Raw genomic sequence first — 18305 nt, 5'->3', positions numbered from 1 at the left:
ACGCCGCAGCGAACACCGGATAGGACGCGTACAACTCACGCCCCATCCCCAGCCGCTGCGAACCCTGACCCGAGAACAAGAACCCGACCCTGCCCCCGACCACTCCGCCCGCCGGAGTGGCTCCGGAAGCGAGCGCCTCCAGCCCCTGCCGGAGTTCCGCGATGTCCGCGCCCACGACCGCCGCGCGGCGCTCCAGCACCGCACGCGACGTCGCCAGCGAGTACGCGACGTCCTCCGGCCGAGCCCCGGAACCTCCGCCGCCCTCGGCGTCCAGGAAGGACAGCAGCCGGCCCGCCTGTTCCCGCAGTGCCGCGTCACTCTTCGCCGACACCACCCACGGCACGACCGCACCCGACACCGACGCCGGGGACTCCTCCGCCGCGTCAGGCGCCTGCTCGACGATCACGTGCGCGTTGGTGCCGCTCACACCGAAGGAGGACACCGCGGCCCGGCGCGGCCCGTCGCTCGTGGGCCACTCCCTGGCCTCGGTCAGCAGGCGGACGTCACCGGCCGACCAGTCCACGTGCGGCGTCGGCTCGTCCACGTGCAGGGTCCGCGGCAGGACACCGTGCCGCATCGCCATGACCATCTTGATGATGCCGCCGACCCCGGCGGCCGCCTGCGCGTGACCGATGTTGGACTTCAACGAGCCCAGCCACAGCGGCTGCCCCTCGGGCCGCTCCCGGCCGTACGTGGCGAGCAGCGCCTGCGCCTCGATCGGATCACCGAGCCGGGTGCCCGTACCGTGCGCCTCCACCGCGTCCACCTGGCCCGCGGACAGCCCCGCGTTGGCCAGCGCCTGCCGGATCACCCGCTGCTGCGCCGGACCGTTCGGCGCGGTCAGGCCATTTGACGCACCGTCCTGGTTCACCGCGCTCCCCCGCACCACGGCCAGCACCCGGTGTCCGTTGCGCCGGGCGTCGGACAGCCGCTCCACCAGCAGCATGCCCGCACCCTCGGCCCAGCCCGTACCGTCGGCACCGGCGCCGAACGCCTTGCAGCGTCCGTCAGGGGCCAGCCCGCGCTGCCGGCTGAACTCCACGAACACGGACGGTCCGGCCATCACCGTGACGCCGCCGACCAGCGCCATCGAGCACTCGCCACCCCGCAGCGCCTGCGCGGCCAGGTGCAGCGCCACCAGCGACGACGAGCACGCCGTGTCGACCGTGACCGCCGGCCCCTCGAGGCCGAACGTGTACGAGACGCGACCCGAAGCGACGCTGCCCGCGCTGCCGTTGACGAGGTAGCCCTCCAGCCCTGCCGGCGAGGTGTGCACGCGCCCGCCGTAGTCGTGGTACATCACGCCCGCGAAAACCCCGGTCCTGCTGCCCCGCACGGTCGCCGGGTCGATCCCGGCTCGCTCGAACGCCTCCCACGAGGTCTCCAGTAGCAACCGCTGCTGCGGGTCCATCGCCAGCGCCTCACGCGGCGAGATCCCGAAGAACTCGGCGTCGAAGTCCGCCGCGTCGTGGAGGAATCCGCCCTCGCGGGTGTAGCTGGTACCCCACTGGTCGGGGTCCGGGTCGTAGAGCTTCTCCACGTCCCAGCCGCGGTCCTCGGGGAAGCCCGAGATCGCGTCGCCGCCGGAGGCGACCAGCCGCCACAGGTCTTCGGGCGACCGCACACCGCCGGGATAGCGGCAGGCCATGCCCACGATCGCGATCGGCTCGTCCGCCGCTCCAGTGGCCGTGGAGAGGGACGCCGGCACGGCGGACGAGGCCGCGCCGGAACCTGTGGCTTCGGCGGTGAGGAAGCGGGCGAGGGTGAGCGGGTTCGGGTGGTCGAAGACGAGGGTGGCGGGCAGGCGCATGCCGACGGCTGAGTTGAGCCGGTTGCGCAGTTCGACGGCGGTCAGCGAGTCGAACCCGATGTCCTTGAACGAGTCGTCTGCGCCGACCGACCGTGCGCCGGCGTGCCCGAGTACGGCCGCGGCCTCGGTACGCACCAGGTCCAGCACCACCTGCTCGCGCTCGGCCTCCGGCAGCCCGGCCAGCCGCTGACCCAGCGATCCCTTCGGCGCGGACTGCGCCGTGCGCCGCGCCGGCGCGACCCGCACCAGTCCGCGCAGGACCGGCGGCACGGGCTGCCCCTGTCCGTCACGGAAGACGGACGTGTCGAGCCGGATCGGGGCGACCGCCGCCTGGTCGGTGGCCAGTGCCGCGTCGAACATCCGCAGGCCGTCCGCCGACGGGATCGCGGCGAGGCCCATGCGCTTGATGCGCGTGAGATCGGTGTGGTCGAGGCCGCCGGTCATGGCGCTCTCGCTGTCCTGCGCCCACAGGCCCCAGGCGAGCGATGTGGCCGACAGGCCCGCGGCACGGCGGTGCTCGGCGAGGGCGTCGAGGAAGGTGTTGGCAGCGGCGTAGTTGCCCTGGCCCGGCGTGCCGAGGGTGCCCGCCACGGAGGAGAAGAGCACAAATGCCGACAGGTCACCGCACAGTTCACCCGCCAGGTCGTGCAGGTTCAGCGCGGCGTCCACCTTGGGGCGGAACACGGCGTCCAGCCGCTCGGGGGTCAGCGAGCCGATGATTCCGTCGTCCAGGACGCCGGCGGTGTGGATGATCGCGGTCAGGTTCCGTCCGGGCCCGGCGAGGAGCGCACGAACGGCATCGCGGTCGGCCACGTCACAGGCGGCCCAGGTCACGTCGGCGCCCTGCGCGGTCAGCTCGGCGGCGAGCTCCGCCGCGCCGGGTGCGTCGCCGCCGCGGCGGCTGACGAGCAGCAGACTGCGGACGCCGTGCTCGGCGACCAGGTGCCGGGCGAACAGCCCGCCCAGCCCGCCCGACGCGCCGGTCAGCAGGACGGTGCCGGAGCCGAGGCCGGGCAGCTCGGTCTCCGCGTCCGGTGCGGCGACGCGGGCCAGTCTCGGCACCCGCACGTGGTCGTCCCCGTACAGGGCGGCCTGCGGCTCACCCGATGCGATCAGGCCGGGCAGCACCCGGGCAAGAGCGGCGTGGTCCACACCGTCGCCGACGCCGGCATGGTGATCCCTTGAGGTCTGGACCAGCAGGATGCGGTCGGGGTTCTCAGTCTGCGCCGAGCGCACCAGTCCGCGGACGGCCGACTGGGCGAGGTCTCCCGTGTCCATCACCAGCACCAGGCGCGCCGGGCGATCCTCGGCCAGCCACCACTGCACCAGTCCGAGCACGGCGTGGGTGACCTCACGCACCCGCGAGGCCAGGTCCGCACCGGCCCCGCTCGGGCAGGGCACGACCACGGCACCGGCGACGACACCTGCTCCGGGGCCGGCTCCGACACTTGCTCCGGCTGCGACACCTCCTCCGACTCCGGCTCCGGCTCCGGCTCCGGCTCCGGTATCCGCATCGGCTTCGGTGTCCGCCGGCGAGCCGGCGGCCCGGAGAGCGGCGAAATCCTCGTACGTCTCGATCCTCATCCCGGCCGGGACGGACGGCAGGCTGACCGGCGTCCACTCCAGGCCGAAGACCGCCTCGTCACCGCCGGAACCGGCGCGCAACCGGCCGGCGGGCACCGGGCGCAGGGTCAGCGAGTCGACCTGCGCGACCGGCTCACCGGTGCCGTCGGCCAGCACCAGCGACACCTCGGAGGTACCGGCGCGCGAGACCTTCACCCGCAGGCCCAAGGCTCCGGCAGCCGCCAGGCGCACGCCGCTCCAGGCGAACGGCAGCAGCCCGTTCCCCGTCCCGGCCTCGGGTTCGACCGCGCCCAGCCAGACGGTGTGCAGGGCGGCGTCGAACAGCGCGGGGTGCAGGCCGTACGCGCCCGCGTCCCTCTCCTGCGTGCCGGGCAGCTCCACCTCGGCGAAGAAGTCGTCCCCGCTGCGCCACGCGGCGCGCAGCCCCTGGAAGACGGGGCCGTAGTCGAGCGCCATTCCGGCGAGGCGGTCGTAGAACCCGTCGACGTCGACCGGTTCCGCCCCCACGGGCGGCCACGCGGTCAGCGAGCCGTCCCCGGGACCTCCTGTGGCGACGGTCAGCGAGCCGGAGGCGTGCCGGGCCCACACCCGCTCGGTGTCGTCCTCGTGGGTGTACGCGTCACCGTCGTCGATCCGTGAGTGTACGGTCAGTGGCCTGCGGCCCGAGCCGTCGTCGGCGCCGACACGCACCTGCAGGGCGACGCCGCCGCGCTCGGGCACGAGCAGCGGTGTCTCCAGCGTCAGCTCTTCCAGCAGGTCGCAGCCCACGGCGTCGGCAGCGGTGATCGCCAGCTCGACGAACGCCGTGCCCGGCAGGAGCGCGACCCCGCCGACGGCGTGGTCCACCAGCCACGGGTGCGTGTGCGTCGAGAGCCGCCCGGTGAGCAGGTGTCCGTCGCCGTCGGCCAGCGGCACGGCGGCGCCGAGGAGCGGATGACCGGCCTCCCCCTGCCCCACCGCGCGCATGTCACCGGCGGAGGCGGGGGCGTCGAGCCAGTAACGCTCGCGCTGGAAGGCGTAGGTGGGCAGGTCGACGCGCCGGGCGCCCGGGAAGAAGGCGTGCCAGTCGACTTCGGCGCCGCTGACGTGCAGTTGGGCATACGCGGTGGTGAGCGCCTGGGGTTCGGGCCGGTCGGCTCGGAGTACGGGGATGGTGACGATGTCGTCGACACAGCTCTGCGCCATGCCGCTGAGGACGCCGCCGGGGCCGATCTCCACGAACGTGGTCACACCCAGCTCGTGCAGGGTCCGCACGCCGTCGGCGAAACGCACCGCCTCACGCACGTGCCGCACCCAGTACTCCGGGGTGTACGACTCAGCCAGCCGGCCCGTGAGATTCGAAACCACCGGGATCCGCGGCTCGCTGAACTCCAGGCCCCGAACGACCTGCCCGAACTCCTCCAGCATCGGATCCATCAACGGCGAATGGAACGCATGACTGACCCTCAACCGAGACGTCTTACGACCATGACCGGCGAACACCCCGGCCAACGCCGTGACTTCATCCTCAGCACCGGAAACCACCACCGACCGCGGGCCGTTGACCGCCGCGATCCCGACCCCGTCGGTCAGATACGCCAGCACCTCCTCCTCGGTCGCCTGCACCGCCACCATCGCCCCACCCGCAGGCAACGCCTGCATCAACGCAGCACGCGCCGACACCAACTTCGCCGCATCCCCGAGCGACAACACCCCGGCCACATGAGCGGCCGCGATCTCCCCCACCGAATGACCCGCCACATAATCCGGCCGCACACCCCACGACTCCAGCAACCGGAACAACGCCACCTCGACCGCGAACAACGCCGGCTGGGTGCACCCCGTCTGGTCAAGCTCCTCCGAGTCGACGTCGACCGGCGCATCCAACAACGCGCACACCTCGTCGTACGCCGCAGCGAACACCGGATAGGACGCGTACAACTCACGCCCCATCCCCAGCCGCTGCGAACCCTGACCCGAGAACAAGAACCCGACCCTGCCCGCCGAGTTGGCGCGCCCGGCGATGGCATTCGCCGCCGGTTCACCTGCCGCGAGGGCGGTCAGGCCGGTACGCAGCTCGGCCGGGTCGGTGCCGATCACCGCGGCCCGGTGTTCCAGTGCCGACCGCGTCGTGGCGAACGAGAATCCGGCGTCGACGGGTGACACGTCGTCGGTCGCGAAGGCCAGCAGACGCCTCGCCTGCGCCCGCAACGCCCCTTCGCTCTGTGCCGAGAGCACCCACGGCACGGGCACCGGGCGGTGTTCCCGGGCCGGCTCGGCCTCGGCCGTGACGGGCGCCTCCTCGATGATCGTGTGCGCGTTGGTGCCGCCGATGCCGAAGGACGACACCGCTGCCCGGCGCGGCAGGTCGCCCGCGGGCCACCGCACCGGCTCGGTCAGCAGCCGCACGGCGCCCGCCGACCAGTCCACGTGCGGGGTCGGCTCGTCCACGTGGAGCGTCTGCGGCAGCATGCCGTGCCGCATCGCCAGCACCATCTTGATCACACCGGCGACGCCCGCGGCGGCCTGCGTGTGACCGATGTTGGACTTGACCGAGCCCAGCCACACCGGCCGGTCGTCGGGGTGTTCCTGGCCGTACGTGGCGAGGAGCGCCTGCGCCTCGATCGGGTCGCCGAGCCTGGTGCCCGTGCCGTGGGCCTCGACGGCGTCCACGTCGGCCGGTGTGAGCCCGGCGGACGCCAGGGCCTGCCGGATCACCCGCTGCTGCGAGGGACCGTTGGGCGCGGTCAGGCCGTTGGACGCACCGTCCTGGTTCACCGCGCTGCCCCGGACCACCGCGAGCACCTGGTGTCCGTTGCGGCGGGCGTCGGACAACCGCTCCACCAGCAGCAGGCCCACACCCTCGCCCCAGCCCGTGCCGTCCGCGTCGGCCGCGAACGCCTTGCACCGGCCGTCGGGCGACAGGCCGCGCTGGCGGCTGAACTCCACGAACAGGTCCGGCGTGGTCATGACGGTGACGCCACCGACCAGGGCCATGGAGCACTCGCCGCCGCGCAGTGCCTGCGCGGCGAGGTGGAGGGCCACGAGCGACGACGAGCACGCCGTGTCGACCGTGACCGCCGGGCCCTCGAGGCCGAACGTGTAGGAGATGCGCCCGGAGACGACCGAGGCCGCCTTGCCGGTGAGCGCGTACCCCTCGATCTCCTCGGGTGCGTTGCGCAGCCCGTTGGCGTAGTCCTGGCCGTTGGTTCCGATGAAGACGCCGGTACGGCTGGCACGGACGGACGCGGGGGCGATGCCGGCCCGCTCGAAGGCCTCCCACGCGGTCTCCAGCAGCAGCCGCTGCTGCGGGTCCATCGCCAGCGCCTCGCGCGGCGAGATCCCGAAGAAGCCGGCGTCGAAGTCCGCCGCGTCATGGAGGAAGCCGCCCTCGCGCGCGTACGTCGTGCCGGGCCGGTCGGGATCGGGGTCGTAGAGCGCGTCGATGTCCCAGCCGCGGTCGGTGGGGAACCCCGACATCGCGTCCCGCCCGGAGCTCAGCAGCTCCCACAGGTCCTCCGGTGACCGGACGCCGCCGGGGAAGCGGCAGCTCATGCCGACGATCGCGAGGGGTTCGTCGGCCGCGGCGGCGACCGTCGCCCGCGCGGCGTCCGCCTCCGCCCCCCGCCGGCCGAGGAGTTCCGCGCCCAGGTGGCGGGCGAGGGCAGTGGGGGTCGGGTGGTCGAAGACCAGGGTGGAGGGCAGCTTGAGGCCGGTGGCCGTGGTGAGTCTGTGGCGCAGTTCGACGGCGGTGAGCGAGTCGAAGCCGGTCTCGCGGAACGTCCGGTCGGCTTCGAAGGCGCCCTTGCCCGAGTGCCCGAGGACCACGGCGGCCTGCTCGCGGACCAGGTCCAGCAGGATGCGTCCCTGCTCCCCCGGGGTGGCGCCGAGGAGGCGCTGGACCAGCGCGGACGCGGGCACTTCGGCGCTGTGCGCGGCCTGCGCGCGTAAATCCAGGGCCTTGCGGGCCTCGGGCACCCCTTGCAGCAGCGGGCAGGGGCGCGTGCCGGCGAAGGCCGGGACGAAGCGGTCCCAGTCCACGTCCGCGACGGTCACGGCGGTCTCGCCGTGGGTCAGCGCACCGTGCAGCACGGAGATCGCCGGAAGGGCCGCGATGGCCCGTACGCCGCGCCGCCGCAGGTGGTCACCGGCGGCGCCGTCGGCCATGCCCCCGTCCGCCCAGGGTCCCCACGCGACGGCCAGCGCGGGCAGGCCCTGCGCCCGGCGCTGCTCGGCGAGGGCGTCGAGGAAGGCGTTCGCGGCACCGTAGGCGCCCTGGCCACCGTTGCCCCAGACACCGGTCATCGAGGAGAAGAGCACGAAGGCGTCGAGGTCCTGGCGGTCCCGGGTGAGCTCGTGCAGGTGGAGCGCCGCGTCCGCCTTGGGGCGCAGCACGTCGTCGAGGCGCTCGGGCGTGAGCGAATCGACCAGGCCGTCATCGAGTACGCCTGCGGTGTGCACCACGGCGTTCACGGTGTGCCGGCCGAACAGCTCGGTGAGCGCGTCGCGGTCGGCGGCGTCACACGCGGCGACGGTGACCCGAGCGCCCAGCCGTTCCAGCTCCGCCTTGAGTTCCGCGGCGCCCGGGGCGTCGGGACCCCGGCGGCTGGTGAGCACGAGGTGCTCGGCGCCGGCACCGGCGAGCCAGCGGGCCACGTGCCCGCCCAGCGCACCCGTACCACCGGTCACGAGCACGGTGCCGCGTGGCGACCAGGGTGCGTCCGCCGGTGCCGCGCTCTGCGGCGCGCGCACGAGGCGGCGCCCGGACACACCGGCGGCGCGTATGGCGAGCTGATCCTCGTCGGCCTGGGCCAGCAGGGCGGCCAGCCGTTCCAGCGCGCGGGTGTCGGGCTCGGCGGGCAGGTCGACGAGCCCGCCCCAGCGCTGCGGCTGTTCCAGGGCGACGGTCCTGCCCAGGCCCCAGAGCCGGGCGGAGACGGGATCGGTCAGCGGGTCCGTCGGGCCGGTCGACACCGCACCGCTGGTCAGGCACCACAGCGGAGCCTCGATCCCGGCGTCGCCGAGGGCCTGTACGAGAAGGACGAGCCGCTGGAGGGCGTCCGTCCGCGCTCCTCCCCGAGCTGCGGCGAACAGGATGCCGTCGGCCTGCTCGTGCCCGGCGTCGGTGAGGGCGCGGGCGAGCGCGTGGCGATCGGTGTCCTCGCTCATGGCGAATGGTACGAGTGTGACGCCGAGTTCCGTGAGGCCGGTGCGGATCGCCTCGGTCCACCCGGTCTCCTCCGGGACCACGTAGAGCCAGTTCCCCGCCGGAGCGTCCCCGACCGGGTCGCCGAGCGGCTGCCAGGTGATCCGGTAGCGCCATCCGTCGGCGGTGGACCGCTCGCGCCGCTGCCGACGCCAGGCGGACAACTTGGGTGCGAGCACGTCCAGTTCGGCGGGCTCCAGTCCCAGGAGCGAACCGAGAGAGGCCGGGTCCTCGCTCTCGACGGAGTCCCAGAATTCGGTGTCCACCGCCTCCGGGGCGCCGACGGCCGCCGCGCGAGGCGCATCGAGCCAGTAGCGCTCACGCTGGAAGGCGTAGGTGGGCAGGTCGACACGCCGGGCGGCCGGGAAGAGCGCCGGCCAGTCCGGGGAAACGCCGTGCACGTGCAGTTCGGCGAGCGCGGTGACGACGGCCTGCGGCTCGGGCCGGTCGGCTCGCAGTACGGGGACGGTGACGACGTCGTCGACACAGCCCTGCGCCATGCCGCTGAGCACACCACCCGGACCGATCTCCACGAACGTGGTCACACCCAGCTCGTGCAGGGTCCGCACGCCGTCGGCGAAACGCACCGCCTCACGCACGTGCCGCACCCAGTACTCCGGGGTGTACGACTCCGCCAGCCGGCCCGTGAGATTCGAAACCACCGGGATCCGCGGCTCGCTGAACTCCAAGCCCCGGACGACCTGCCCGAACTCCTCCAGCATCGGCTCCATCAACGGCGAATGGAACGCATGACTGACCCTCAACCGGGCAGTCCTGCGGCCCTGTCGGGTGAAGACCTCGGCGATCTCCAGCACCGTGTCCTCAGCACCGGAGACGACAACTGAGCGCGGGCCGTTGACCGCCGCGATCCCGACCCCGTCGGTCAGATGCGGCAGCACCTCCTCCTCGGTCGCCTGCACCGCCACCATCGCCCCACCCGCAGGCAACGCCTGCATCAACGCAGCACGCGCAGACACCAACTTCGCCGCATCCCCGAGCGACAACACCCCGGCCACATGAGCGGCCGCGATCTCCCCCACCGAATGACCCGCCACATAATCCGGCCGCACACCCCACGACTCCAGAAGCCGGAACAACGCCACCTCGACCGCGAACAACGCCGGCTGGGTGCACCCCGTCTGGTCGAGCTCCTCCGCGTCCGCGTCGAGCGTGACATCGAGGTGGGCGCGGACCTCGTCGTAGGCCGCGGCGAACGCCGGGAAAACGTCATAGAGTCCACGCCCCATGCCGACCCGCTGCGAGCCCTGGCCGGAAAACAAGAACCCGGTCCTGTCCCCCGGACCGGCCGTGTTCCGGACCACGGCCACGGACGGAACACCCGACGCCAGCGCCCGTACCCCTGCAGTCAGTTCCTCCACACTCGCACCCACGACCGCCGCCCGCCGGTCCCAGGCCGAACGCGTCACAGCGAGGGACAAACCGATGTCGGCCGGCGAGCAGCCGGGACCACTGCCACCATCACGGCCCTCCTCCAGGAAGGAGACCAGACGCTCAGCCTGCGCCCGCAGCGCCGCATCGCTCCTCGCCGACAGCACCCACGGCACCGGTCCCGCAACAACCGCCCCCGGGACGGGCTCCTCGCTCGCCACCGCCTGTTCGACGATGACGTGTGCGTTGGTGCCGCTGATGCCGAAGGAGGACACGGCGGCGCGGCGCGGCAGGTCGCCCGCGGGCCACTGCACCGCCTCGGTCAGCAGTCGTACGCCGCTCGCCGACCAGTCCACGTGCGGGGTCGGCTCGTCCACGTGCAGGGTCCGCGGCAGCATGCCGTGCCGCATCGCCATGACCATCTTGATCACGCCGGCCACGCCCGCCGCGGCCTGCGTGTGACCGATGTTCGACTTCAGCGAGCCCAGCCAGAGGGGTCGGTCGGCGTCCCGTCCCCGGCCGTAGGCGGCGATGAGGGCTTCCGCCTCGATCGGGTCACCGAGCCGGGTGCCCGTACCGTGCGCCTCCACGGCGTCGACGTCCGTGGGCGCGAGTCCGGCGGCCGTCAGGGCCTGGCGGATGACGCGCTGCTGGGCGGGGCCGTTCGGCGCCGTAAGACCGTTCGACGCGCCGTCCTGGTTGACCGCGCTGCCCCGTACGACGGCCAGCACTTTGTGGCCGTTGCGCCGGGCGTCGCTCAGTCGCTCCACCAGGAGCATGCCGACGCCCTCGGCCCAGCCCGTGCCGTCGGCACCGGCCGCGAACGCCTTGCACCGGCCGTCCGCCGACAGGCCGCGCTGCCGGCTGAACTCCACGAACATGCCGGGCGTGGACATCACGGTGACACCGCCGGCCAGGGCCAGCGTGCACTCGCCGCTCCGCAGCGACTGGACGGCCAGGTGCAGGGCCACCAGGGACGACGAGCAGGCCGTGTCCACCGTGACCGCGGGGCCTTCGAGGCCGAACGTGTAGGCCACGCGGCCCGAGGCGACGCTGGTCGTGGTGCCGGTCAGCAGGTAGCCCTCGACGCCGTCGACCGGCTCGTGCAGCCGGGGGCCGTAGTCCTGTGCCGTCGCGCCGATGAACACGCCCGCCCGGTTCCCGCGCAGCGTGGCCGGGTCGATGCCGGCCCGTTCGAAGGCCTCCCACGCGGTCTCCAGGACCAGCCGTTGCTGCGGGTCGATCGCGGCGGCCTCGCGGGGGCTGATGCCGAAGAAGCCGGCGTCGAACTCGGTCGCCTCGTGCAGGAAGCCGCCGTGCCGCGTCGAGGACTTGCCGGGTGTGCCGGGCTCCGGGTCGTAGAGCGCCTCGACGTCCCAGCCGCGGTCCGTCGGGAATCCGGAGATGGCGTCGCCGTCTGAGGCGAGCAGCCGCCACAGGTCCTCGGGGGAGCTCACGCCGCCGGGCAGGCGGCAGCTCATGGCCACGATGGCGATGGGTTCGTCGGGGTCGGCCGCCGTCGCGGGCGCGGAGGCCGCCGCGTCCTCGCCGCCGAGCAGCCGGACGGCGAGGTGGCGGGCGAGCGCGGCAGGGGTCGGGTGGTCGAACAGCAGCCCGCTGGGCAGGCGCAGGCCGGTGGCCCCGCTGAGCTGGTTGCGCAGCTCCACCGAGCTGAGCGAGTCGAAGCCCAGGTCCTTGAACGTCCACTCGGTGTCCACCTGGCGGGCTTCGGTGTGGCCCAGGACGGCGGCGATGTGGGCGCGGACCAGGTCGAGCACGGCCTCGTCGCGTTCGGACTCGGGCAGTCCGGCCGGCCGCCGGCCCAGGGCTTCGGCGAGCGCGCCGTCCGTCTCGGCGATGGCCTCCGGCCGGATGGCCGCGGGGGCCTGGCCGGCGGTGGTGGCGGGCGACGTGGTGTCGCCGTCCAGCCAGTACCGCTGCCGTTCGAACGCGTAGGTCGGGAGTGCGACCTTGCGGCGTGCGCCTCGCCCGCCGTCGAACAGGGCGTCCCAGTCCGGCTCCACGCCGTGGACGTGCAGCGACGCGACCGCTGACAGCAGGGCCTGTGCCTCGGGGCGACGGGCGCGCAGGGCGGGGACGAACAGGGAGTCGCTGTCGGCGCCGGCGCGGGCCATGGAGGTGAGCACGCCGCCGGGGCCGAGTTCCAGGTATGTGCGGGTGCCCTGTTCGTCGAGGCGGGCGACGCCGTCGGCGAAGCAGACCGCCTCGCGCACGTGGCGGACCCAGTACGCGGCCGTGCTCCCTTCGTACCCCGCGGGCTCCTCGGAGAGCCGGCCCGTCACGTTGGACACGATCGGGATGGTCGGGGCGTGGAAGGTCAGGCTATCGGCCACGTCGCGGAACTCCGCCAGCATGGGTTCCATGTGCGGGGAGTGGAAGGCGTGGCTGACCCGCAGCCGGCTGGTCCTGCGGCCCAGGGCGGCGAAGGCGCCGGCGATCTCGGTGGCGAGGTCCTCGTCGCCGGAGACGACCACGGAGTCCGGGCCGTTCAGCGCGGCGATGCTCACGCGGTCCGTGCGGTCCCCGATGCGGGTACGGACCTCGTCCTCCGAGGCCTGGACGGCGATCATGGCGCCGCCTGCGGGCAGCGCCTGCATCAGGCGGCCGCGCGCGGCCACGAGGGTGCAGGCGTCGGCGAGCGAGAGGACGCCGGCCACGTGCGCGGCGGCGAGTTCGCCGATGGAGTGGCCCATGAGCACGCCGGGGGTGATACCCCAGCTCTCCAGGAGCCGGAACAGGGCGACCTCGACGGCGAACAGGGAGGTCTGCGTGTAGAGGGTCCGGTCGAGTTCGGCCGCTTCCCCGGTGCCGTCAGGGGCGAACATGACCTCGCGCAGCGGCCGCGGCAGCAACGGGTCGAGGTGTGCGCACACCTCGTCCAGCGCGGTGGCGAAGGCGGGGAAGGCTTCGGCCAGTTCACGGCCCATGCCGGCTCGCTGGCTGCCCTGGCCCGAGAAGAGGAAGGCGAGCTCGCCGCGCGGACCCGTGCGGCCCGTGGTCAGTGCGGCGTCGATGCCGCCGGTGGACAGCTCGCGCAGGGCGCGCAGGAAGTCGTCGTGGTCCTCGCCCACGACGACGGCCCGGTGTTCGAAGGCGGTGCGGCCGGTGGCCAGCGACCAGCCGACGTCGGGCAGGGCGAGACGGGGGTGTGCCTCGGCGTGTGCGAGCAGGGCGGCGGCCTGGGCGCGCAGCGCGGACGCGGTCTTGGCGGACAGCGGCCACAAGGTCGTGGCCGCGACTCCGCCGGTCCCCGCTTCCGCAGCCCCGCCGGTACCGACTTCCGCAGCCCCGCCCGTGCCCGTCTCCGCAGCCCCGCCAGCCTCCGCAGCCTCGTCCGCCTGCGCAGCGCCCGACTTCGCAGCCTCGCCCGTACCCGCGTCCGCGGCCCCGCCCTGCGCCGTCGCCCGGTGTTCGGCCAGGACTATGTGGCAGTTGGTGCCGCCCATGCCGAACGAGCTGACGCCGGCCAGCAGCGGGCGGCCGTCCTCGGCGGCCCATGCGCTGTGCTCGGTCTGCACCCGCAGGTTCAGCCGGTCCAGTGGGATAGCCGGGTTCGGCGTCGCGAAGTTGAGGCTGGCGGGCAGTTCCCGGTGGTGGAGCGACAGGACCGCCTTCAGCAGGCCAGTGATGCCGGCGGCGCCCTCCAGGTGGCCGACGTTGGTCTTGGCCGAGCCGACCCGCAGGGGGCGGCCGGGCTCGCGTCCCGCACCGAGCACCGCGCCGAGCGCGGCTGCCTCGACGGGGTCGCCGACCTTGGTGCCCGTGCCGTGCAACTCCACGTAGCCGACGTGCGCGGGGTCGATCCCGGCCCGTTCGTAGGCGAGGCGAAGCACCTGTTCCTGCCCGGACTGCAGGGGTACGGTCAGCCCGTCACCGCCGCCGTCGTTGTTGACCGCGCTGCCGCGAATCACGCAGTGGACGGGGTCGCCGTCCGCGACGGCCCGGGCGAGGGGTTTGAGGACGACGACGCCGCCGCCCTCGCCGCGGACGTAGCCGTTCGCGCGGGCGTCGAAGGTGAAGCAGCGGCCGTCGGGGGACAGCCCGCCGAACTTGGCGGCGCCCAGGGTGCTCTCGGGGACGATGTTGAGGTTCACGCCGCCCGCGAGGGCGATCGTCGATTCGCCCTTGCGGAGGCTCTCGCAGGCCAGGTGGACCGAGACCAGGGAAGAGGACTGGCCGGAGTCCACGGTGAGGCTGGGGCCGTTCAGACCGAGGAAGTACGAGACCCGGTTGGCGATGATACTGCGGTGCAGGCCGGTGACGGTGTGCGGGGAGATGGCCGTGAGTCCGGAACGGTGGTGCAGGGTCGCGTAGTCGTCCCAGATGGCGCCGACGAACACTCCGGTGCGAGTGGAGCGCAGGGTCTCGGCGCGCACGTGCGCGTCCTCCAGCGCTTCCCAGGCCAACTCCAGCACGAGCCGCTGCTGCGGGTCCATGGCGGCGGCCTCCTTGGGGGAGAGCCCGAAGAACCCGGCGTCGAAGTGGCCGATGTCGTCGAGGAATCCGCCCCTTCGGATATCGGTCCTGCCGGGTGCGGACGGGTCGGCGTCGGCCACCGCGGCCCCGTCCCATCGGTCCGGGGGGACGTCGGTGATCGCGTCCGCGCCCTCGCTGAGCAGCCGCCAGAAGGCGGCCGGGTCGGCGGCCCCCGGCAGTCGGCACGCCAGGCCGATGACGGCTATGCCGTCGGCCGAGTCCGCCGAAGCCGAACCAGCCCGACGTTCCATTGCGTTGAGCTCGGACTCGACCATGTTGTACCCCACCCACCGACGCAGAGAATGAAAAGGCACCGCACCGTGGCGGCCACGGCACAGGCGGTCGGCACGACCGGGCGGCAACACGTTGTGGTGTGATCCCAGTTTCGGTTGCGCAGCCGCGCTCCGCCGCTGCGGCGGATCTGTTCTAGGGGAATCCCCAAGGGTCGACGCGTGCGAGGAAGGGCGACCGGGAAATCCTCTAAGGAGAACCCTAGGGACAGTTGTGGGAGAACTGCAGCCTGTAAAGCCCCTCCCCTTTCTCCCCGATGACGAGGTTCCAGGTCTTCCATGGTGCATGCGCGAACAGCCGAGAACCACTCAGCGCGACCCTTTCCCACGGCGCGCCCCGCGGGTTGTCCTTTCGACCCGCCCGCGCCCTTCACCCAAGCGCGTGAGGAATGCCCGATGACCCCGCTGCGGTATCCCGACGGGCATGTCGGCCACCTGGTCACCGGCCTGGAGGCCGCACGGTCCGTGCTGACCGACTCCCGATTCAGCTCCCTGCCTGCCGGGAAGCGTTCTCCGGTGAAGGTGCCCGGCTCCGAGCTGAGCACCGACGCACTTCCCGCGGGCATGTTCGTCAACATGGACCCGCCCGAGCACACCCGCTACCGCCGCCTGCTGAGCAAGCACTTCACCGTCCGCCGCGTACGGGAACTGCGCCCGCGCATCCAGGAGTTGACGGACGGCCTGCTGGAGGAGATGGCGAACGGGGGCGGTCCCGTCGACCTGGTGCAGGCCTTCGCCAAACCCCTGCCCACGCTGGTCACCTCGGAACTGCTCGGACTGCCGAAGCCGGACCGTGCGCAGTTCGCGCATCATGTCGACGTTCTCTTCAGCCTCTCCAGCAGCGGAGAGGAGATGCAACAGTCGATGGCGGCCCTCGGTGGCATGCTCCACGCCCTGATCGCGGCCGCCCGCAAGGACCCGGGCCCGGACATCCTCGGCAGGCTCACCGTCGAGACCGACCTGACCGACGAGGAGCTGCTCGGCATCACGATCGTTCTTCTCATCGCCGGGCTGGAGACCACCACCAACATGCTGGCGCTGGGCACCTACGCCCTGCTCCGCCACCCCGAGCAGCTGGCCGCTCTGCGCGCCGACTGGTCGCTCGTGGACGACGCCGTCGAAGAGCTGCTGCGCTACCTCAGTGTGGTGCAGATCGGACCGATCCGGGTCGCCGCCGACGACTTCGTGTTCGAAGGGCGCTCCGTCCGCAAGGGCCAGGTCGTCACGGTGTCGCTGCCCGCGGCCAACCGTGACCCGCTGGGCTTCGAGGACCCCGACACCTTGGACATCCGGCGCGGCACGACCCGGCACCTGGCCTTCGGCAGCGGTCCGCACCAGTGCATGGGTCACCACTTGGCGCGCCTGGAACTCGCCATCGGCTACGAGTCGTTGCTGCGCCGCTTCCCCCGGCTGGAGCTCGCCGTGCCGGCCCAGGAGATCGGCATGCGGGAGATGATGGTGACGTACGGCGTCCTGGAACTGCCGGTGCGCTGGTGAGCGGGTGCCGGTGACAGTGATGAAGGTCGAGATCGACAAGCGCCTCTGCTGCGGCGCAGGCACCTGTGTGCTCGCCGCCCCCGCCGTCTTCGACCAGGACGACGGCGACGGCACCGTGATCCTGCTCCAGTCCGCCCCCGGCGCCGAGCACCGGGCGGCGGTGGAAGAGGCCGCCGCGCGGTGCCCTACAGCGGCCATCACATGCCTGTGACGACTTCACCCTCGAAGGAGCTGCGAGGCCGGGGCCCGGACGACGGCTGTGGGAGGCCTCGTTGTCGTCCGGGCCGGCCGGCCGGGATCGGGCGTGCGTCCGTGCATCAGGAGACGTTGGCTCTGTCAGCTGTGCTTGGCGCGCAAAACCTTCGCCCCGTGCCAGCGGCAGACGTTGAGGGCGAAGTGGAGGTCGAAGGCGTCGGCGTCGAGGTCGAGGTGGTAGTGGTCGACGGCGCGCTGGACGCGGTAGTGGACCGTGTTGCGGTGCACCATCAGCTGCTCCGCGGTGGCGGCATAGCTGCGATTGGTGGCGAGGAAGACGCGGAGCGTCTCGCGGAGGAGTTCGCGGCGGCGGTCGTCCACGGCGAGCTCGCCGAGGGTGTCGAAGACGAAGTCGGCCAGTTCGCGGGGCTCCTCGACCAGGAGAGCGACGGGGGCGACACGGGTGAAGGCCACCACTGCGGGGGTGCCGGCCCCCGCCGAGAGGGCGAGGGCCTTGGCGCGGGCAGCGGCGCGGGTGCTGCGGCGGAAACCGTCGAGGCCCGGGCGGACGATGCCGAGGGCGACGCGCACCGGCAGCTCGGCGGCGGCCAGCTCGGCGGCGACGGTGTCGGGGTCCACCGGGCGGTCGGGCCTGACGGCCAGCCAGATCCGGACGCCGGCCTCGTCGGTGTGGACCAGCAGGGGGCGGCCATGGGCACGCAGGACGGTTGACAGCAGCGAAGCCAGCCGGTTGAAGACAGCGGTGGGATCGGTGGTCGCAGTGGTGCCGTGGAGCCAGCCCTCGACGGCCAGGTGGTTGCCGGACAACCGGTGGTCGAGGGCCGCCTCGGCCTGTCGCGGATCGACATGGGGGTTGTCGAGGAGCTGGTTGATCCAGTACTGGCGCAGCATGCCGCGGGTGCCCACCCAGCGTTCACGCTCCTCCTCGTAGACACGGCCGATCTGGTCGCTGACCCGGTCCACATAGGCGGAACTGAGGGTGACCAGGGTGATGACGGTGCCCGTCGGATCCGGCAGCCCGAGCCGGACCGCCTCGCCGAGGACAAGGTCCAGGCTCTGCGCATGGCCGATCCGGTAGGCGCGCAGCAAGGCGGAGAGCGGCACGTCGCGCTGGGCGAGCCTGCGGGCGTAGGAGACCGCCGAGGCCGGCGCGTCCACGGTTTCCGGGTCGATGCGGTTGATGATGACGTGCAGGGCGGTGACGATGTTCTCGGTGATGCTGGCTCGCAGGAGCCCGTGCAGCGGTTCATCGTGTTCCAGTTGGGCGATCTCCGCCTCGGTGGTGGCGACCAGCTTGGCGATGACCTCGTCCCGGCGCTCCTGCATCGCCTGAGCCACGAGGACGACCGGGTCGGGTGCCGCCGGCCGTTCCACGGGGCCGTTCACCGGTCGAGGTACCGCAGCGCGGAGCGGGCGGCGTTCGCCCCGCACATGCCGTGCACCCCCGCACCGGGTGGGGTGGCCGCCGAGCACAGGTACACGCCGGGGATGCCGGTGCTGTAGGGGTCGAGGGACATCCGGGGGCGCAGCGCGACCTGCCGGGCGGTGTTGGCACCGCCGACGATGTCGCCACCGACGAAGTTCGCGTTGTACCGGGCCAGTTCGGTGGCCGAGCGCGCCGAAAGCCCCACGATCCGCTCCCTGGTACCGGGCGCGAACCGCTCGATCTGGCGCAGTACCGCCTCGGTTGCGTCACCGGGGTGGCCGTGCGGGACGTGCGCGTACGCCCAGACCGGGTGGACGTCGCCGCGGGAGCGGCCGGGGTCGGCGAGGTACTGCTGGCCGACCAGGACGAACGGGCGCTCGGGCAGCCGCCCGGCGGCGGTCTGCGCCTCCG

At 72.9% G+C, this 18305-nt stretch carries 4 protein-coding genes and 1 pseudogene; 2 read left to right on the top strand and 3 right to left on the bottom strand.

Features of this window, described 5'->3' with window-relative positions:
• A partial coding sequence (locus ABZ923_RS37095) for a type I polyketide synthase (RefSeq protein WP_361481353.1) occupies window positions 1-14716 on the bottom strand: 14716 nt, incomplete at its 3' end.
• Window positions 14717-15151: 435 nt separating this feature from the next.
• Here ABZ923_RS37095 and ABZ923_RS37090 point away from each other — a divergent pair.
• The gene (locus tag ABZ923_RS37090; protein WP_361481350.1) at window positions 15152-16252 is read left to right on the top strand and encodes a cytochrome P450; all 1101 of its coding nucleotides are present in this window, start codon (window positions 15152-15154) and stop codon (window positions 16250-16252) included.
• 19 nt (window positions 16253-16271) lie between these two features.
• Window positions 16272-16463, top strand: coding sequence for a ferredoxin (locus ABZ923_RS37085; RefSeq protein WP_361481356.1), 192 nt, complete (start codon window positions 16272-16274; stop codon window positions 16461-16463).
• A gap of 125 nt (window positions 16464-16588) precedes the next feature.
• Here the strand turns inward: ABZ923_RS37085 and ABZ923_RS37080 are convergent, their stop codons facing one another.
• Complete coding sequence (locus tag ABZ923_RS37080) at window positions 16589-17854, bottom strand: helix-turn-helix domain-containing protein (RefSeq protein WP_361481347.1); 1266 nt, start codon at window positions 17852-17854, stop codon at window positions 16589-16591.
• Window positions 17851-18305, bottom strand: a pseudogene (locus ABZ923_RS37075) (FAD-dependent oxidoreductase); the annotation flags it as partial. The pseudogene ABZ923_RS37075 and the gene ABZ923_RS37080, both read right to left, overlap by 4 nt.

This window comes from Streptomyces sp. NPDC046881 (assembly GCF_040645015.1).
In the GTDB taxonomy this organism is placed as follows: domain Bacteria; phylum Actinomycetota; class Actinomycetes; order Streptomycetales; family Streptomycetaceae; genus Streptomyces.
Note: the sequence above shows the minus strand (reverse complement) of the source record. Positions and strands in the feature narration are given on the sequence as shown.

Coding starts and splice junctions, on each gene's coding strand:
- ABZ923_RS37090 (WP_361481350.1), top strand. CDS start 15,152: ATGACCCCGCTGCGGTATCCCGACGGGCATGTCGGCCACCTGGTCACC.
- ABZ923_RS37085 (WP_361481356.1), top strand. CDS start 16,272: ATGAAGGTCGAGATCGACAAGCGCCTCTGCTGCGGCGCAGGCACCTGT.